At 40.7% G+C, this 18,698-nt stretch carries 8 protein-coding genes and 1 riboswitch; of the genes, 2 read left to right on the forward strand and 6 right to left on the reverse strand.

Annotation, left to right across the window (positions count from 1 at the left end):
* Positions 1 to 149: 149 nt before the first annotated feature.
* Genes ACQY77_RS04255 through ACQY77_RS04265 form a run of 3 tightly spaced genes read right to left on the reverse strand, consistent with a single transcriptional unit; the run spans position 150 to position 9,390 of the window.
* Positions 150 to 4,553, reverse strand: a complete 4,404-nt coding sequence (locus tag ACQY77_RS04255; protein WP_421939226.1) for a hybrid sensor histidine kinase/response regulator transcription factor — start codon at positions 4,551 to 4,553, stop codon at positions 150 to 152.
* Positions 4,554 to 4,565: 12 nt separating this feature from the next.
* On the reverse strand, positions 4,566 to 7,961 hold the full coding sequence (locus ACQY77_RS04260; protein ID WP_421939225.1) for a DUF4450 domain-containing protein: 3,396 nt from the start codon (positions 7,959 to 7,961) through the stop codon (positions 4,566 to 4,568).
* A gap of 13 nt (positions 7,962 to 7,974) precedes the next feature.
* Entirely contained in the window at positions 7,975 to 9,390 is a 1,416-nt protein-coding gene (locus tag ACQY77_RS04265) for a glycoside hydrolase family 28 protein (protein WP_421939224.1), read from the reverse strand.
* Between the two features lie 629 nt (positions 9,391 to 10,019).
* On the opposite strand from ACQY77_RS04265, the gene ACQY77_RS04270 reads away from it, so the two are divergent.
* Complete coding sequence (locus ACQY77_RS04270) at positions 10,020 to 11,408, forward strand: arginine decarboxylase (RefSeq protein WP_421939223.1); 1,389 nt, start codon at positions 10,020 to 10,022, stop codon at positions 11,406 to 11,408.
* 71 nt (positions 11,409 to 11,479) lie between these two features.
* On the opposite strand, the gene ACQY77_RS04275 is transcribed toward ACQY77_RS04270, so the two are convergent.
* Positions 11,480 to 12,913 carry a SusD/RagB family nutrient-binding outer membrane lipoprotein gene (locus tag ACQY77_RS04275; RefSeq protein WP_421939222.1) on the reverse strand — a complete coding sequence of 478 codons (1,434 nt, stop codon included), beginning with the start codon at positions 12,911 to 12,913 and terminating at the stop codon, positions 11,480 to 11,482.
* Positions 12,914 to 12,923: 10 nt separating this feature from the next.
* Entirely contained in the window at positions 12,924 to 16,109 is a 3,186-nt protein-coding gene (locus ACQY77_RS04280; protein WP_421939221.1) for a SusC/RagA family TonB-linked outer membrane protein, read from the reverse strand.
* Between the two features lie 283 nt (positions 16,110 to 16,392).
* A riboswitch (SAM riboswitch) is annotated at positions 16,393 to 16,492 on the reverse strand.
* Positions 16,493 to 16,702: 210 nt separating this feature from the next.
* On the opposite strand from ACQY77_RS04280, the gene ACQY77_RS04285 reads away from it, so the two are divergent.
* The gene (locus ACQY77_RS04285) at positions 16,703 to 17,599 is read left to right on the forward strand and encodes a DUF72 domain-containing protein (protein ID WP_421939220.1); all 897 of its coding nucleotides are present in this window, start codon (positions 16,703 to 16,705) and stop codon (positions 17,597 to 17,599) included.
* Between the two features lie 538 nt (positions 17,600 to 18,137).
* Here the strand turns inward: ACQY77_RS04285 and ACQY77_RS04290 are convergent.
* A complete protein-coding gene (locus ACQY77_RS04290) occupies positions 18,138 to 18,641 on the reverse strand; it encodes a DUF1579 domain-containing protein (protein WP_421939219.1) in 504 nt (167 codons plus the stop codon).
* Between the last annotated feature and the right edge of the window lie 57 nt (positions 18,642 to 18,698).

Raw genomic sequence — 18,698 nt, forward strand, 5'->3', positions numbered from 1 at the left:
ATGCTTTAACATTGATAAGTTAAGGAAAATTAAGAAACATGCCTCACCTAATCTTAATGATGTATATGCAACCAATTGCGCTGGATACTTAAATGGAATGCTATTTTGCAGTCCCTCTTCTTGAGATTATTTTATTGAATATTTTCCCCCTAAATAGGAATCGTTTTAATCGTTTTTAAATAGGCCGAAGGAGTCATCTTATATTGATCTTTAAAGCAGGTACTAAAATAAGACAGACTGTTAAATCCAGCCAGGTAAGCTGCATCAGAAACGGTGTATGATCCACTATCCAGCAATTGTTTACTGCGTTTTAAGCGCATATCTCTTACAAACTCTACCGGACTTAATGAAGAAAGGCTTTTAAGTTTCTTGTAGAAAGTTGTACGCCCCATACCAATCGCTACTGCTACATCATCAATATTGAATTCGGGATTTTGCATCCCGGCTTCTACAATATCAATGGCTTGTTTTAAAAATTGTTCATCCCTCGAAGTGATTACCACCTCTGAAGGCTCAAGTTTCATGATTTTTTTATCCAGTCCGGCCGATAATTGCTCATACAATCTTTTACGCGATTGGATCAGGTTCTGAATTGAAGCGATCAAAAAATCGGCGTGAAAAGGTTTGGTGAGATACAAATCAGCACCATATTTTAATCCTTCTATCTGATGTTGAACGGATGACCGGGCAGTTAAAAGAATCACCGGAATGTGGCTTGTTAATTCATGTTGCCTGATTTGATCAAGCATCTGGATACCATCTAAATTCGGCATCATCACATCACTGATAATCAAATCCGGCAATAGCGATTCGGCCATTTTTAGTCCTTCCAAGCCATCAGGTGCTGTACTTAAACGATATAAACCCTGAAGTTTTAAACTTAGAAAATCCCGTAAATCAGGGTTATCCTCTACCAAAAGAATGTGAGGCATCTGATGGTCTGAAAGCATGCTTTCTGCTGACAACTGGCTTTCTGATTGATATTCAACCGGAATCAGGTTTTGCAAATCGGCATGTGCTGACAGGTCTATATCGCGCTGATCAAAATGCGCATGACCAGATTTGATTCGCAATTTAAAAATCAATCCTCCTGCCGGATTGTGTTCTGCCCACAATCTGGCCTGCTGGCTTTCGGCCAGCGCACGTGCTAAGCCCAAACCAATGCCTGTTCCTTTCAAATGATTATCTGATGTGGTATGCCCCTCATAATAAACATCAAAAATTTCTTCCAGTTTATCATTAGCCACACCTCTGCCCTCATCTTTTACCATAAGCTCAAGTTCAGCAGTATCTGCAATCTCGCTCAGAGAAATGGTAATGGCCCTCCCGTTTGGCGTAAACTTAAATGCATTGGACAGGAGATTGTAAAGGATAATGTCTATTTTCTCTTCGTCTACCCAAGCCGTCATCCCACTTTGTGGATTAGGGTATTCAAACCGGATCTGCTTTTCTTCTGCCATGGCGGTAAAATGAGCAGCTATTTCGTTGATTAATTTAGTTAAATCTACTTCTACGATATGCAACTGCACTTTTCCTTCCTGTACTTTTCTAAAATCCAGCAATTGGTTTATGAAACGAATCATTCGGTTGGCATTTCTGTTAATCACTTCCAGGTATTCTCTTCCCTTATTAGAAAGTTGTTCTGTTTTAGATATTTCTGCCAGCGGATTAACAATTAACGTGAGTGGTGTTCTCAGTTCGTGCGAAATATTGGTAAAAAAGGCCAGTTTAACTTCTGTCAGCTTTTGCTCTACCAGCACTTTATTCCGCAGCTTAATCATGGTGATAATGATCCGTCTGGTAAAAAGAAATGCAACTATAGCCAGTAAGGCATAGGCCAGATAAGCCCACCAGGTTAAATAAAATGGTGATAAAACCCTGATCTTCAATGTTTTCTCCGGCAATACCGTAAAAAGATCTTTACTGGTCGATTTAACCTTAAATGTGTAATTCCCTGGTGGAATATTGGTGTAAGTTGCCCTACGCTGATCATTCACCAGGTGCCATATTTTATCAAAACCCTCTAATTTATATGCATACGTAATTTTATTACTGGCCCTGTAATCTAAAACAGCATAATCCAGGCTGATTACATTCTGATCATAAGCCAAAGTCAACTCATCTGTTTCATTAATAGCTTGTTGCAAGGGTGAGCCTTCTGTTTGCGGCAACATATCTTTGTAATATAGCTGCAGGCGGGTAATGGCCATTTTCGATTGCATTTTCTGATCGGCTACACGGTCCGGATCGAATGCGATATACCCGTCAATACACCCAAAATAAAGTTTTCCATTGCTATCGGTAAAGGCTGTTGCCTCGGCAAAACCTGTTTTCGGTAAGCCATCATGCGAATCGAAATTTTTAAATGTCTGGTGTTGGGGGTCGAACTGGGATAAACCATTTTCTGTAGCCAACCAAAGTTTACCTTTTTTATCGCTGGTAATACTCAGCACAACATCATTAGAAAGCCCGTTGACGGTTGTAAAAGATTTAAAACCAATTTTACCAGGAGCATTTGGAGCAGCAACCACCTGATTTAAGCCCCCGCCAAAAGTAGCCACCCACATCTGCCCGTTTGGTTGCTTATATACAAACTGCACGCTATTGCTACCAATACTGTTGCGCTCGCCCCTCACTTTTCGGTAAGCATCAAACTGGTATTCTCCCCTCACTTTGACGTCCGGATTAAAAAGGAGCAGTCCGTTACTCGTGGCAATCCAGATTCTGCCCTCTTCATCTTCACAAAGATGCCGGATAACCTTTGCCCAGGAAAAAGGATATGTTTTAAAGCCATTATTATAATTTTCAAATCTGGGCTGATCTGGTGTTCCGCTCAGGAGATTAATTCCCCCACCCAATGTACCCACCCAAATACGGGATTTGCGGTCTTCAATGATGGAATACACCAGATTACTACTCAAGCTGCCGGGGTTATGTTTATCATTGGCAAAGTGCTGTAATTCATACCGCCTACCATCTGCTGTAATTGGCCTGGCTTTGAAAATGCCATTTCCTTTAGTACCTAACCAGACATTTTTTTTGCTGTCTTCCAGTATCGTATATACTAAACCTAAATCATATCCTGCCGGCAATACCGATACTTCCTGTCCCCGATCCAAAACCCTTACTTTGCCATCTTTAGAGCAAATCCAAAGCCTTCCCCTGGTGTCTTTCATCATCGCCCTGACTTCATTGGCGGAACGGATTTTAGGCTGATTGACCAGATTTTTATAATTGAACTTATCGGCAAGCGAAACAATTTTATTAATTCCTCCATCTTTTCCACTCAACCAGATTACCCCCGAAGGATCAATGTAAATACTGGTTAAAATATTGGAAAACTGCTGTTGATTGCTTCCTGGCTGGTCGTAAAAATAGGCTACTTCATCCCGGGCCGAATCGTAATAACCGAAGCCCCCTGCCTTCATCCTGATCCACAGCACCCCCTTGGCATCCATTTGTACACCATATCCTCTACCAGAACTGGTAAAATCCTTTTGCTGACTGTAAAACTTATAACTGCGTTTACCAGGCTCGTATTTAATGATTCCGGTTTCTTCTGGCTCAATCCAAAGCCTGCTGTATTTATCTTCAAACAAACTAAAGTAGGTATCACCTGGAAAAAGACCTGAAAGTTGTGTTTTAAAATTTGAAGGATTAACGGTTAGCAAACCTTTTTTTGTTGTACTGATATATAAATTTCCTGTTCCGGAATAACACATGGCATTAAAACGAACCCCGGGGAAAATATTTTTAAGCTGAAATGTTTTTTTGTGCAGATTGTAGATTAAAAGCTTGCCGTTTTCGGTTCCAAAGTACAAGCGGTAATTTTTGGCTGCATAACAACTAAAGGCATTTGCTGCCAATAATTTTTCTACCGCAGGCAGAAAGGCTATGCGCCTGTATCTTCGATCGCCTTTGGTTTGCAAACAGTTAAGTCCGCCTTCTGTACCTATCCAGATTTTACCTCCGCCAGCCTGATAAATAAACTGTGGAAGATTACCATTGAGCTGAAAACCGCTGCCACTGCTTTTACCATAATGTTGAACCACAGGTTCGCCGGAAGGCTTATTAAAAACGTAATACAAGCCCTGTGCTTGTGTCTTCAACCATATCCCGTTTTCATCATCGGCAATCATCTCGTCTACCACCACCTGATCGTTAAACAAATGTTTGAAAGCGCCATCTGAAATGGCAGTAAACTGCTCTGTCTGCTTATCAAAGCGATAAATCTTATGATCAAATGTTTGAATCCACAGGTAACCCATATGATCTTCTACAATGCTCTTAATCTTATTACTGAGCAGGTTGGAAGTATCGCCCGGCCTGCTTTTGTAAACAACAAAGTTATGCCCGTCAAAACGGTTAATCCCGTCAAAAGTACCGAACCACATAAAGCCATCACGATCTTTGGTAATACAGAGTACACCATCATGTGAAAGACCATCTTCGGTAGAATAGCGTGTAATATTGCTGTTTAGCTGGGCAAAAACCCCTAAAACACACAACAACAGTATGCCAGTTCCTAAAAACCTTTTCAATATCCCCTTCATCGGTTAATCTTTTTATCGTAACAGCGTAACACCAATCAATCCAATCACCACATCATTACTCAAAGTGTTTAATTTAATTTCTGACAGGATTTTATCTTTATTCAGGCGTATACCTAAACCTGTTGCGGCACCTCCGGGTATCGTTTTGCCATTCCATTCTTTTCCTTCGTTTCCCGGCACAATTAATCCGGTTTTTAGGTGAATGCGTAATGGCCGGTCAGCACCCGTGTTAAAGGCAAAGCCATCTGTGTATAAATCCTGTTCTATTGGCCACCAATTCTCCGGATTTCTTAAGGCCAGGGTATCTGCAGTACCGTCGGTATAACCTACCGTAATTAAGCCATTGTCCATTCTGCTCTGCATGGGATTTGTTGAGCCTGCCAGCAGAAAAAATACTGCACTTGCTTGTCCTGCTACCGGAATCTTCAGCTCTTTTGGATAATTATCCCATTGGGAAGTGTAAATAATATTTTTTGCCGAAGGATTTGAAGGACTGTTCCATAACACACCCGAAGAAAGTCTGATCTGATTCGATGCACCTGCCAAAGTCCTCAGTCCGGCATCATTAATATCTGAATGCGCATCGGGATGAGGCCAATCGCCAATACCTTGTAAAGGCAGCTGCAGCGTGGTGGTTTGCGGTCGCGGACTAAGGTATTTGTTTTTAAAAATATGGCTGATCTGATCATTGAAATAAGCAGAAAGATCAATCGGTTCAAATGTTTTTCCCTTCCAGTCGGCAGCACTTAAATCTAATGGAACAGGCTCCTTTTGTTTTGCAGCAACTAACTGAAAACAAACCGGATACCAGTAAGAAAAACGACCATCTCTTAGTTTAACAAAAAAGGTACGGTCGCCAGATTTATCTTTTAATACAGCATTTAATTTACCTTTTGAAAAGCTAACACTTTTTAAGATTTCCTGCGGATCTTTAATGCTGTCAATCTGACTTCCTTTAAAGTCTAATGCTAATGCTTCGCCAGTATGATAAATATCTTTTACTGCGGGTGCCGGATTTAATGTTCCTTCCCAGTTTATGGTAATGTGATAATCCTGGGCTGCTGCTGCTTCGAATTCAATTTCGGGATATCCAATGGCCTGGTCTACATTTTTCCATTTCAGCTGTTTCCCGTTAACCAATAACATGCCAGCATTTACACCACGGGCCCTTAAGCGCATTTTAAACCTTAATTTCTTTTGCAGTCGGGGCTTAATCCAATACTCCTCCTTTCTGCCGGTCCTTTTAAACTTAAAGTTTACATCAGGGATTTCCAGCGCAGCATGATCCCAGCTACCCGGTAAGCCAGGCCTGAGGTTTAGTGTTCCGCCTAATGCATCGGGAACAATGCCGAAAAGGCCTTCAACCAAAGCCCTTGCATTTATCCCTACAGGATCGGCAAAATCACGATAAGCTTCTCCTCTATTGGCATCGTAATGAGAAATCTGCACAAAGTTACCCGGGCTTCCTCCTAAGTACATACTGGCCAGAATTTCACTCTTCCAAATTTTATAAGCTTCATCTATTCGGCCAGCTTGCCAGTAAGCTAAAGCAGTATGCGTGTTTTCGGCCAATACTACATTATTTAACGACCATTGGTAAGGCATCCAATTGGTTGTAGCCAGGGCATAGTATTGATGATCAACTAAACCTTTTGCCCTAACTGGAATGTGCGGGAGCTGCGTATCTATATAGCGTAAACTTTGCCAGGCCTGGAAAGCATCTGGCACATCAGAATCAATGCTGTGGTAAATGGTCCATAAACCTGCGGAAGGATGTTTTTGACCTAATCCCATCGCATCTTTATACTCGGCAAACCATCCTTTTTCAGGCATCCAGAGCTGCTGGTTAATTGCCTTTAATATTTTAGTGGCTTCATTCTGATAGGCTGAAGGATCTTCTTTCAATAAACGGGCAATTTTAGCTGCCATAATATTCGAACGGTAATTATAAGCCGAACTATGGGTTACCGCACCACCGCTATATTGAAGGGCATCACTTGCCCAAATTGCGGCATATGCATCATATAAACCATCATTATCAGCGTCAAATACCCTTTTCTCCCAGGCCAAATGACGCTGAATAACAGGCCACATTTCTTTGGCATAAGCTAAATCGCCGGTCCAGTTAAAATGCCATAGCAATTGATCGATGTAAACCAGGTTCATATCATAATGATGTGGTCGAAGCGACTTACCATCAGGATCCCTGCTGATATAGCCCTTGCTAAACATGGCTGTTCCTAATTTCTCTTTTGATCGGGCAAAATTTAAAGCCGTATCTGGCACTACCGGACCACTTTCGGGACTAATCACCTGCGATTTCGCATACGCGCTGAAATGCGTCCTTGCCCGATCATGCCAACCCAAGGGATCTGCTGCATAAGGACCGCGCCAGCCATTTAAACGCATGCGCCAGCCTATTGCACCGTGCATATAGGATGGCGATTCCCAAATCGCATCAGCAGCAATTGCCAAAGCACCACCTACCGTATTGATATAAGCATCTGGTGTATTTACCACAATGCGGTTGGCTAAGGCTTTACGTACCTGCTCTGCTTGCAGAAATTGATCTGCAGGTTTCCAATCTTTCGGACTGAGGTTATTTTCAGGATTTTGAATTAAAAAGTAAAAATCCTTTGCATTTTCAACCAGCCTTTCTCCAACCACTACCGGAAAATCTTTTCCGACCGAATTTTTAAGTGCAGCCGGAGCATCTTTTGCTGTCGCATCTGCAAGCTTTAACTCAGAACCTGGAAAGCTTCCTGTGAGTGATTTATCTTTACCATACTTTAATGTAAAGCCATTTTCCTTCAAGGTAAACAGGTTGTTTTTGCAATTCTCTTTGTGGAGGTAAAAAACGGATTCAGGATCTGGCCCCATATCGCCACTCCGGCTAAATTTTTTATCGCTCGCGCCCCCAAATGCCCAGAATAGTTTTACTGCTTGTGGCACATTTTCAAATCGGGCTTTAATAACCAGGCCTTCTGCCTTACTCAGTGCAAGTACTTCTAAAGTTAAGCTTCCTTTACCTAACAAAGGGTCTTTGATGAGGTAGTGCATGGTTCCGGGCCGATACCTGGCTACCACATTTTCTGCCCGGATTAACCATTTACTTTGTCCATTGCCCAACAAACCCAACTGCAGGTTTCCACCCAGACCCGGCATATATAAAGCAAATTCAGGAAGATCGCCCGCCTCCACTCTAAACGCAGTATGTGTACCATAAAGCGCCCGGTTAAACCTTCTGGTTCCGTTACGGATTACAAAATCCCTTCCTTCAGGGTGGTAGCGCAACTCGCGGGCCTCATCATGCCAGTTGTTCGGAGGTAACTGAGGCGGATAAAGTTCTTGTGCAGTGATTGAACCTGCCAGTAAACAAAGGCCAATTAGAGAATAAAAATGCTTCATTTCTATTTGCTGATTATGGCTTTACATTTACTGAATTCTTCACCTCTAATTTTGTCCCGTCTGCGGCATTGATTTTAATATTTTCGAATGTCCAGTCCTGGCCAAAATCTATGGTTCCGGCAGTTGCCGATGACACGTCTAAATTGCTAAGCTTAAAATTGCTCAAAACAGTGGTTTGAACGCCAATGGCATTTAGGGCTTTCTTAACACCAGTAGCTTTTACATTGTAAACATAAATATTGCGAAAAGTTGGGATTCCCTTTGATGCAGGCTCTACATGATTTAATAATTTTGTCCAATGGGGAGGAATGGAATCTGGATGATATCCGGCAGGTAAGGTTGAGTAACTGTAAGTTGGATTCCAGTTGGGGTTTACCTGAATAACGTTACCACCACCATTCATGGTAATATTCCCGAAATAACAATCTTCGACAATACCTCCCCTGGTTTTAGCCGATTTGATGTTCAGGGCATTTCCGGTACCGAAGCCCGTTAATCCCGTAGCCCATACATGGCGGATACAACCCGAAGTTTCACTGCCTAAAGTAAGCATACCTGCCCCTTTACGGGCGATACTGTTGCGAATCACCACATATTCGGTCGGGCGGTTAACACGCAGTCCATCCCAATCGCGACCTGCTTTTAAACAGAAGTTATCATCATTGCAATCAATATCACAGTTTTGGACTAAAATCCAGGAAGAGGAATCGATATCTATCCCATCCGTGCTCGGGCCATGCCCACCTATATTATTTTGGATGGTAATTCCATCTACGGTTACATACTGCGAATAAAGCACCTGAACAGTCCAAAATCCTGCCTGTTGTAAGGTAATACCTTTGATTTCTACATCCTTTGAGGCTTCTACAAGAAGGGTTCTGGGCCTTTTTGCATCGTAATCTACAATCCACCTTAAACCTTTGGCATCATAATCCTTTCGCATGGCCCAGTACATGTCCCAAAAGGGCTTTCCTTGAGCATTAATTAATCCAGTACCTGAAATCCCTGCTTTTTCAACATTTTGAAGGTTAATTAAGGCTGCCGGCCAGCGCATTTCTATTCCGGCCACGCGAGTGTCTATTTCGGGGTAATCGCTAATATTCTGGCTCCCTAATAAGGTTACACCTTTATCAACCTGTAAATTTACGCCAGATTTAATAAATAATGAACCAGTAAGGTATTCGCCTGGTGCAAATACAACCAGCCCACCACCTTTTGAAGCACAGGCATCAATAGCCTTCTGAATAGCTTTGGTAGCCAAATTTTTACCATCGCCAATGGCTCCGTAATCGTTAACCTTATATTTATGGGTTTTAAAAATCTTATTTCGATTCCCAACTTTGCTTGTCCATGATGGAGCAACAGGTTGGGCAAAACAATAGGCATTCACTAAAAATGCACCTAGCATCAGTAAAAACAAGCGTTTCATAGTTTCTTCAGAATATATTTGGTTATCAGCAACAGGTAAACGCACCGTTTAACCTGCATATAAAAGGTTAATATAAATACAATAGCAAATAGAACCATCCTGCATTGTCCTGCTTGGCCATTAATCAATAGTTCATTGGTCATTAGCCATTAGTCATTAGTTTATTGGGCGATGTGCAAAACATTCAATCATTCAATCACCCACTCATTCCTCCTCCACTGTCACCCTTAGCTTGTCGAAGGGCATTCAATCACCCAATCACTCCCTCCTCCATTGTCACCCTGAGCCTGTCGAAGGGCATTCAATCATTCAATCACCCAATCACTCCCTCCTCCATTGTCACCCTGAGCTTGTCGAAGGGCATTCAATCATTCAATCACCCACTCATTCCCTCCTCCACTGTCACCCTGAGCCTGTCGAAGGGCATCCCCTCCTTCCCCCATTCCCCTCCCAAAACAAAACCCGCTAAAATCCGTTAAACTAAAGCCTCAGAATTATATTCTTGAAGTAAAAAAATCAATGAAAATGGGTTATTACTGCCATCTTGATTTGTAAAGGTTAAAAATATTTTGAATACCCACTTTTTATCAATTTAAAATTACATTTTTGCAAAAATTTATCATTAATAAATGCAGAGTTATTCCGAATTTCTTGACCTCAGCGTTGGCTTCCCACAGGAAGGTTTCGAGGTAATAGAAGATGAGTTATATTTTCAGGACTTAAACCTGATGGAAATGATTGAAACGTATGGCACGCCACTTCGTTTTACATATTTACCATTGGTAAGCAAGAAGATTCAACAGGCAAAAATTCTTTTCCAAACAGCTATTTTAAAGAACAACTACCGTGGCGATTATAAATATTGCTATTGTACTAAAAGTTCTCACTTTAAGCACATTGTAGAAGAGGCTTTAAAAAACAATATCCACTTAGAAACATCATCGGCTTTTGATATGCCAATGGTTGATGCTTTGGAAAAGAAAGGTGTTTTAAGCAAAGACACTACGATCATCTGTAATGGTTTTAAAACCTATCAATACAAACAATATATCATTGATATGTTGCACGATGGTTACAAAAATATCATCCCTGTTTTAGATAACAAGGAAGAGTTTAACCTTTATGATGATGAAGTAGAAATGGATGAACCTTGTAATTTAGGTATCCGTATTGCTGCAGAAGAGCAGCCAGATTCGCAATTCTATACTTCACGTTTAGGTGTACGTATGGAAGATGTAATTGATTTCTATAACAACAAAATTGTACACAACCCTAACTTCAGGGTAAAGTTATTACACTTTTTCATTAACTCTGGTATTTCTGATACGCCTTATTACTGGAACGAGTTAGAGAAGTATGTAACTTTATATTGCAAGTTCAAAAAAATCAATCCTGATTTAGATACCCTTGATATTGGTGGTGGTATGCCATTTAAAGATTCATTGGTTTTTGATTTCGACTATGAATACATGGTAAACGAAATCGTAAAAAGGATTAAAGAAATCTGTGCCATTCACGATGTGATGGAACCGGATATTATTACTGAATTTGGTAAATATACTGTAGCAGAAGCTTCAGGAATTTTATATAAAGTACTGGGGCGTAAACAACAAAACGACAGAGAAAGATGGTTAATGTTGGATGGTTCTTTCATTACCAACTTACCTGATGTTTGGGCATTAAACCAAAAATATATCCTTTTACCCATCAATAACTGGGATGCGGAATACGAAAGGGTTAACTTAGGTGGTATTACCTGCGATGGACAGGATTATTACAACCAGGAAGCCCACATGAACAGTGTGTTCATGCCTAAAACCCGTAAGGTACAGTATTTAGGTTTCTTCCACACCGGCGCATATCAGGAAGTGTTAAGTGGATATGGCGGTATTCACCACTGTTTATTACCTAGCCCGAAACACGTATTGATTCGCAGAAATCGTGATGAAAGCTTCAATTTCGAGGTTTTCGGGGAAGAGCAAAACAGTAAACAGGTATTGAAAATACTGGGTTATTAAAAAATAATCTTCTTATAAAAAAACCGGATCAAAATTGATCCGGTTTTTTTGTGTTTCAAATGATTGGACGATTAGTTAACATCAAACCACAACCTTGTGGTTAACACATCTGCACCTTGTTTCGCAACGGCATCGCTGTAGCTACTTTTATTCAAAGCTTGCTCGCTACCAGGGTAAATAAAGCGTAAAGGAATTTTTCCATCCAATACCCCTGCAACTGCAGGCTGTAACTGTGGGTAATCTAATCTTCTCCACTCGGCATAAGCCTCTAATCCCTGGCCAAACAGAGCGATCCATTTTTGCTCTCCAATAGATTTCTTGAAATTGGCAGCATTGTAAGCTACTGCTGGCTGAGCCAGATAGGTTTGAATAGCTGTTGCATCTACGCCATAATATTGTAGTGAAACAGTAATCCCTTGTTGATATAAACTTGCAGCATTTTCAGTGGTAAAACCTCTTGCCGCAGCCTCAGCACGATCGAATAAACTTTCTGAGTAACTCAAAATGATGGCTGGTGCTGTAGCTTTGGTAAAGAAATCGCCTGGCTTGGAAGTTTTGGCAAAACCTAAGTTCGCTGCATCACCGGTAGTTAAACCATTGGGAATCCCCACATAAACTTCTGGTGTGGCAGTTGCCGTTTTATTGGCATATACAGGCAAACGTGGGTCGCTAAGCGATTTTAGTTTATCAACAGTAGTTTTAGAAATGCGGTAATCATCCCGGGTTTCAAAGATCTTGGCAATCGGATTTTGATTAGGAGAAGTGAAGTAAGTTAGCTTTGCGGTTTCAGCCTCTTCTGTTAAAAGACCTGCCGGATCTGCCAATACTTCGGTAATTACTTGTTTAGCCAGCACAGGTTCCCGATCGGCAATGCGCAAGGCTAAACGGAAACGTAAAGCGTTAGCAAATTTTCTCCACCTGTTAATATTTCCTGTGAAAACAGGATCACCAGCAATGGCATTTCCGGTAGTAGTATAGGTAGATAAGGCAGTTTTCAAATCGGCAATAAGCCCAAGATAAACTGTACGTTGATCATCATATTTGGGATTCAGTTTATTAATATCCAGCGCATCTGAATAAGGAATATTTCCATAAGCATCTGTTAATAAAGAAAACACCCAGCTACGCAAAGTTAAGGCTACTGCTTTATAATTTGGATTACCCGATTTTTCAGCGGTGGCAATCAGTGCGTTTAAGTCGGCCAAACTTTGCGTGTAATAACTTTTCCAGCCACTCTCAAAACTACTGTTGGTAAAGATATATCGATCTGCGTCTGTATACTGGATTTTAGACCAGTGCTGAACAAACAACAAACTGGCATCCATAGTATTAGAGGTACTGTAATAATTATCGGCAGCACTTTTAATGGCATTAGCCAGTAAATAATCGGGCTGTGCGGTTTCTGCTTCATTTGGATTTTTGTTGGTGTCCTGCAAGTCCTTTTTGCAGGCTGCCAAACTGAATACCGAAAGTGTTAAAGCAATGATATATTTTTTATTAGTCATGATTTCAGGATTAAAAAGTTAGATTAAGGTTAAAACCATAGCTTCTGGTAGTGGGCAATTGCAGAGATTCTAAACCCTGCGCATTATCTGTTGCAAAAGCGGTTTCCGGATCGATGTTTGGCACATTTTTATGGATGATCCAAAGGTTACGGCCAATTAAGGTAAACCTTGCATTGGCTAATCCAATTTTAGAAATCCAGTTTTTTGGCAAATTGTAGCCTAAACTTACCTCTCTTAAACGAATCGCTGTAGCACTAAAAACATGCGCTTCATTTACGTTTGCAATAGATTTATAATATTGTTGGGCCGAAAGAATACTCGTATTTCTGGTACCATCTGCACGTACACCATCGAAGATAACCCCATCGTGGTAAACTGTGGCAGAACCTGGCGCTGTGCTACCGTGCGAAGGAAGCTGAACAGGCAACAAGGCTTTATTGTTACCAGGATAATAATAAGCTAACCCTCCATGCTCTTCATCCCTACCCGGCAAAGTTTCATCTAAAACGCCAGTGGTAAAACCGGTAGCATGTGTTCCCGAGTAAATTTGTCCGCCTACTTTAGCATCTACCAGGAAACCTAAAGTAAATCCCTTATAGCTGAAATCGTTATTGATACTTCCCAGCCATTTTGGTGTATAAGCGCCTAATACCTGCTTGTTTGGATTTACCTGAGGGTATCCGCTGGCATTCACAATCACGTGGCCATTCGCATCACGCAGATAAGCTGTTCCAAACAAAGTGCCATAGCGTTGGCCTATAGTAGCCAAAACCTGAACGCCACTGGTACCCAAAACCACACTGTTCAGTGATCCAGCTTCATCCAATTCCATAACTTTACCTCTGTTTGTAGAATAGTTTACGTTTACATCCCATTGTAAACCATCAGTTTGTTTAACAGGCGTAAGTCCTAACTGAACCTCTAAACCACGGTTATTGATCCTTCCGGCATTAATTACCTGCTGTGCAAAACCGGTAGCAGTACTGATATCTGCACTGTAAATCTGGTTAAAGCTATTTGTGTTATATGCACTTACATCTAAACGAACACGATTTTTAAGAAAAGCCAACTCAAAACCAATCTCGCTCGAATTGGTATATTCAGGTTTAAGGTTAGGGTTAAGGTACTTATCCGTTAGGGTAACTAAAGGATAGCTATCAAAAATCGGGTTAAATGGATAGGTATTGTTCAACTGATATGGATCTGTATCCTTACCTACCCTCGACCAACCGCCACGAATTTTGGCATAAGATAAAAAGTCGCTTTTCCAGCCAAAAGCTTCACTCAAAATAACACTGGCATTAGCTGAAGGATAGAAGTATGAATTGTTCTGAACAGGTAAAGTAGAAGACCAGTCGTTACGGGCCGTTAAATTCAGATACGCATAATCTTTAAAACCTAACTGTGCCGAAGAAAATAAACTGTATACTTTCAACTTGCTGTAGAAATTGGTAGAAGTTAAAGGATCCCTCGAATTGGCCAGGGTGTAAATTCCTGCTACTGCCAGGCGTGGGGCAATCTGGTTATTCTCTTCGTAAAATTTACTGCGAAGGTTACCCCCGGCTAAAACATCGAGATTAAAATCAGCGTTGAGACGCTTGTTGAAGCTTAAACTGGCTTCAGTATTGTTTTCATTTACGGTATAGCCGGTTTCCTGGTAAGAGCCAAATGGTGTTCCGTTGGTGCCATAGGCTACTCTTAATTTACGACGGTCGTTGTAATAATCATTACCGGTGTGGAAATTAGCTTTCAAATCACTTGTAATCTGATAAGTTAAACCTACAGTACCCAAAAGGCGATCACGACGTTGAGAAACCGTATTTTCGTACGCAATAAAATAAGGATTGCTGTAATAGCTGTTGTTCCAGTTAAATGTGTTTCCATTGGCATCTTTGTAATCCTTTAATGCTGCTACATCTACCTGCCTGCCGAACCATAAGAACTGCAGCATGGTACTGGTGGCTCTTCTTCCTGCCGATCCGGGAAGATTATCAGAAGAAGTACGCACATAATTTGCCGTTAAATCCAGTTTTAATTTTGGTAAAAGGTCGAAACTACTGTTAAAACCTAAACTGTTTTTATTCAATTCAGAATTGGGTACCACACCTTTTTGTGCACTGTTGTTATAAGAAAAACGATAATTGTAGGCCTCGCCACCTCCACTAAATGAAACACCATTATTCAAAGTATGACCAGTTTCGAAAAAGCTTCTTACGTTGTCCGGATGCGGTACAAAAGGTACAGCCACACCATTAGAATTGAATTGAGGTATTAAACGACCATCCATTTTAGGTCCCCAGCTCTCATCTACCCCATCGTTAACACCTCCGCCTTTTCCATCAACATAGCTAAACTGTCCGTTAGAACCCTGTCCATAAACATCCTGATAAGAAGGAAGTACCAGCAAATCTTCGAAAGTAGTACTCGAGTTTAATGAAATGCTGCGCGATTTTCCTCTTTTACCTGATTTGGTTTTGATGAGGATAACTCCGTTTGCTGCCCTCGAACCATACAAGGCCGCAGCATTTGGTCCTTTTAAAACACTGATTGACTCAATATCTTCAGAATTGATATCTGATATTGCATTGGCAAAATCTCTTGAGCCACCTGCACCTAACTGTGAGTTATCTACCGGAACACCATCCACAACAAATAAGGGTTGGTTATTGCCTGATATCGAAGTTTCGCCCCTGATCACTATTCGGGAAGAACCCATATTCCCCTGACTATTGGTGATGTTTACACCCGCAACTTTACCTGCTAAGGCATTAACCAGATTACTTTCTTTGGCTTCGGCAAGGTCCGATCCTTTCACTTCCTGAATGGCATAACCCAGCGATTTTTTTTCCTTATTGATTCCTAAGGCCGTTACCACAACTTCCTGAAGGTTATTTTTAGATTCTTCCAGGCTAACCTGTATTTTATTGCTTCCGCTTACTTTTAAAGTCTGTGTTAAATAACCGATATAGCTAAAAGTAAGCACATCACCTGTGGTCGCATCGATATTAAACTGGCCGTTACCATCAGTAATGGCGCCTGCCGATTTCCCTTGAATACGAATACTTACACCCGGAATGGGCAATCCGTCAGTTTTACCCACAACAGTTCCATTTAATTTACCCTGCCCTTGTGCAGAAAGGTTAAAAATGGTAAACAGCCAAAAAAGACTGAAAATTAATAGTTTGTTTTTAAACATTGCTCGTTAGTTAATGATTTTTAATGCAATAGAATTCCTGCCCGTTGTTAAAACAGGTACTCCTTAAATGTGAAAATGAAATCGGGGGTCTGCTAGTTAAAGCAGCAACACATGACTAGCGTTGAAGAAAGTGGTGTTTTAACAGCATGTACTGATAAAGAGGCATTTAGTGTACTAGGGGTAGATAAATTTTTCATAATAAAATTAATAATTACAAAATCTGGCTCACTAGTTACTTCATGTTAATCGAAAATCCTTAGTTGATAAGCTGCGAATAGCAAACTTTTTATCTCTCTTCTTTGCAGAAGCAGGAATTAGCACCTACCATTGCTGGGGTTGCTAAGACTTCACAGGGCCTTTCCCTCCGTCTTTCTGGATAAGTAATCTAAAGAACTACCGATTTTGGTTCGGCAAATGTATATAATATCTACCTTTTTAATAGTAATTATTTTAAAATAAATAAATCCTGACATTTCTCTGTTATTTCCTGCTGCCTATATTAAGCGAATTATTTAATTTTTTCCGGTTTTCGAAGAATTTGCCGGAAAGCCTTTTATCTTTGATCATCATTCAATCCGTTAAAAACTTTAGATATGAAATTTGGCCAAGTACAAGATCCTTCAACAATTGATTTCACCTTACCAAAGGATGCACCTGAAACCACAGCGATTTTAAAAGCCAACAAAGCCAAACAAGCTTTCGAAGCTTATGTAGGTTGTGCCAAGTGGAACAAAACTGATTTAAAGGGCTTTTATCCAAAGGGGACCAAAGATGAGTTGACTTACTATTCTACCCAATTCAATTCTATTGAGCTTAATGCTACTTTTTACGGCATGCCAACTTCAGAGCAAGTAATTACATGGACAGAGAAAACCCCGGCTGACTTTAAATTTTTCCCTAAGCTAACCAATAGTATCAGCCATTTCAAAAGATTGATCAATGTGAAAGAGCCGGTGGAACTATATTGCGATGCCATCAGTAATTTTGAGGATAAGTTAGGAATGGCCTTCCTTCAATTGCACGACAATTTTAAACCTAAAGATTTTGAACGTTTACAAAAAGTGGTTGAAGAATTTCCAAAGGTGATCCCTTTAGCGGTAGAAGTACGTAACGAAGAATGGTTTTCCAATCCTGCCGTAGCAAGCCAGTTTTCAGATCTTTTTGAAAAACATGGCGTAGCCAATATTATTGTAGATACAGCAGGGCGAAGAGATATGTTACACATGCGTTTAACCTCTCCTGTTGCATTTGTACGCTTCGTTGGCGCTAACGTAGACGATATCGATAAAAAACGCTTAGACGATTGGATTGAAAGAATTGTTGCCTGGAAAAAAGAAGGATTGGAAAAACTATACTTTTTTGTTCACCAAAATGTAGAGCTATCTTCTCCGCTATTTTCTGCCTATTTCACCAAAAAACTAAATGAAGCCATCGGCACAGATTTACATATTCCGGTAATGGCTAATCAGAGCACACCGAGTTTGTTTTAGTAGCTGTTAGTAGAAAGTAGTTAGTAGCAAGTATCAAGACAGGGAACCAGGCAGGTTACTGCGCTTTATCTTTGTTCTTTAGTATCAAGTATTGAGTATAAAGTATCAAGACTGGGAGTTCATATTATTCGCTTTAGTTTCGGCTTTCAATTACTCACCCAAGGCAACTAAGCTTGTTTGGCGACTTGGTATGCACTATAGGCCTCGGACTCCGGACCTCCGACCTTGAACTTTTTTTAGTAGCAAGTATTGAGTATAAAGTATCAAGACTGGGAGTTCATGTTATTCGCTTTAGTTTCGGCTTTCAATTACTCACCCAAGGCAACTAAGCTTGTTTGGCGACTTGGTATGCACTATAGGCCTCGGACTCCGGACCTCCGACCTCGGACTTTTTTTAGTATCAAGTATTTAGTATCAGGTATCAAGACCGGAAGCCCATCGGCTTTTTATTTAACCACCTGAGGCATCTAAGGCAATTAAGTAATTAAACAATTTATCTTTTCTGCTTTTTATTTTCGGACACCCGACCTCGGACCTCCTACTTTCTACTGTAAACCGTTTCAGTAGCCTTCGCATCTTCTCCTTCCGGCGAAATATTATAAGCTGTAAAAATAATTTCATCAGCATTAACAATTTTCAATTCCGTTCTCCAGCCCCATGGTGCTCCATACTCCGGACTTCCGTACGAACCTAAAATAGCGAAACCGTCATGCCCAATCAAGCCACTATCTCCGCTGGAAAGCATAATTTGTGTACCCATGTGAAAAGTGTCAATCCAGCTGGCCGAAAACCTCTGGTAAGGAATATCAAAACCAATAATCATCTTACCTTCAAAAGCTTTCCCTTCCAAACTACCTTGATAATCATAGGAGATAAAGCGTCCATCATAAAGTGTGGAGATCTCGGCAGTCATTGGTGATTCGTCTGCCAGTACGTCCTTTTCAAACCATGTTTTGGTTGTTCCTGTCCATGCCCCAACTAAACCCGTTAACAATTTATGTGCGCCATCTGCTAAAGACTGCTCTAATTTACTTTTTGCCATATTCAAACTTAATGAAAATTGCTTGATGATAAAAGTGATCTACAATGGAGAAGAGAA

The organism is Pedobacter sp., from assembly GCF_965279535.1.
Classification (GTDB): domain Bacteria; phylum Bacteroidota; class Bacteroidia; order Sphingobacteriales; family Sphingobacteriaceae; genus Pedobacter.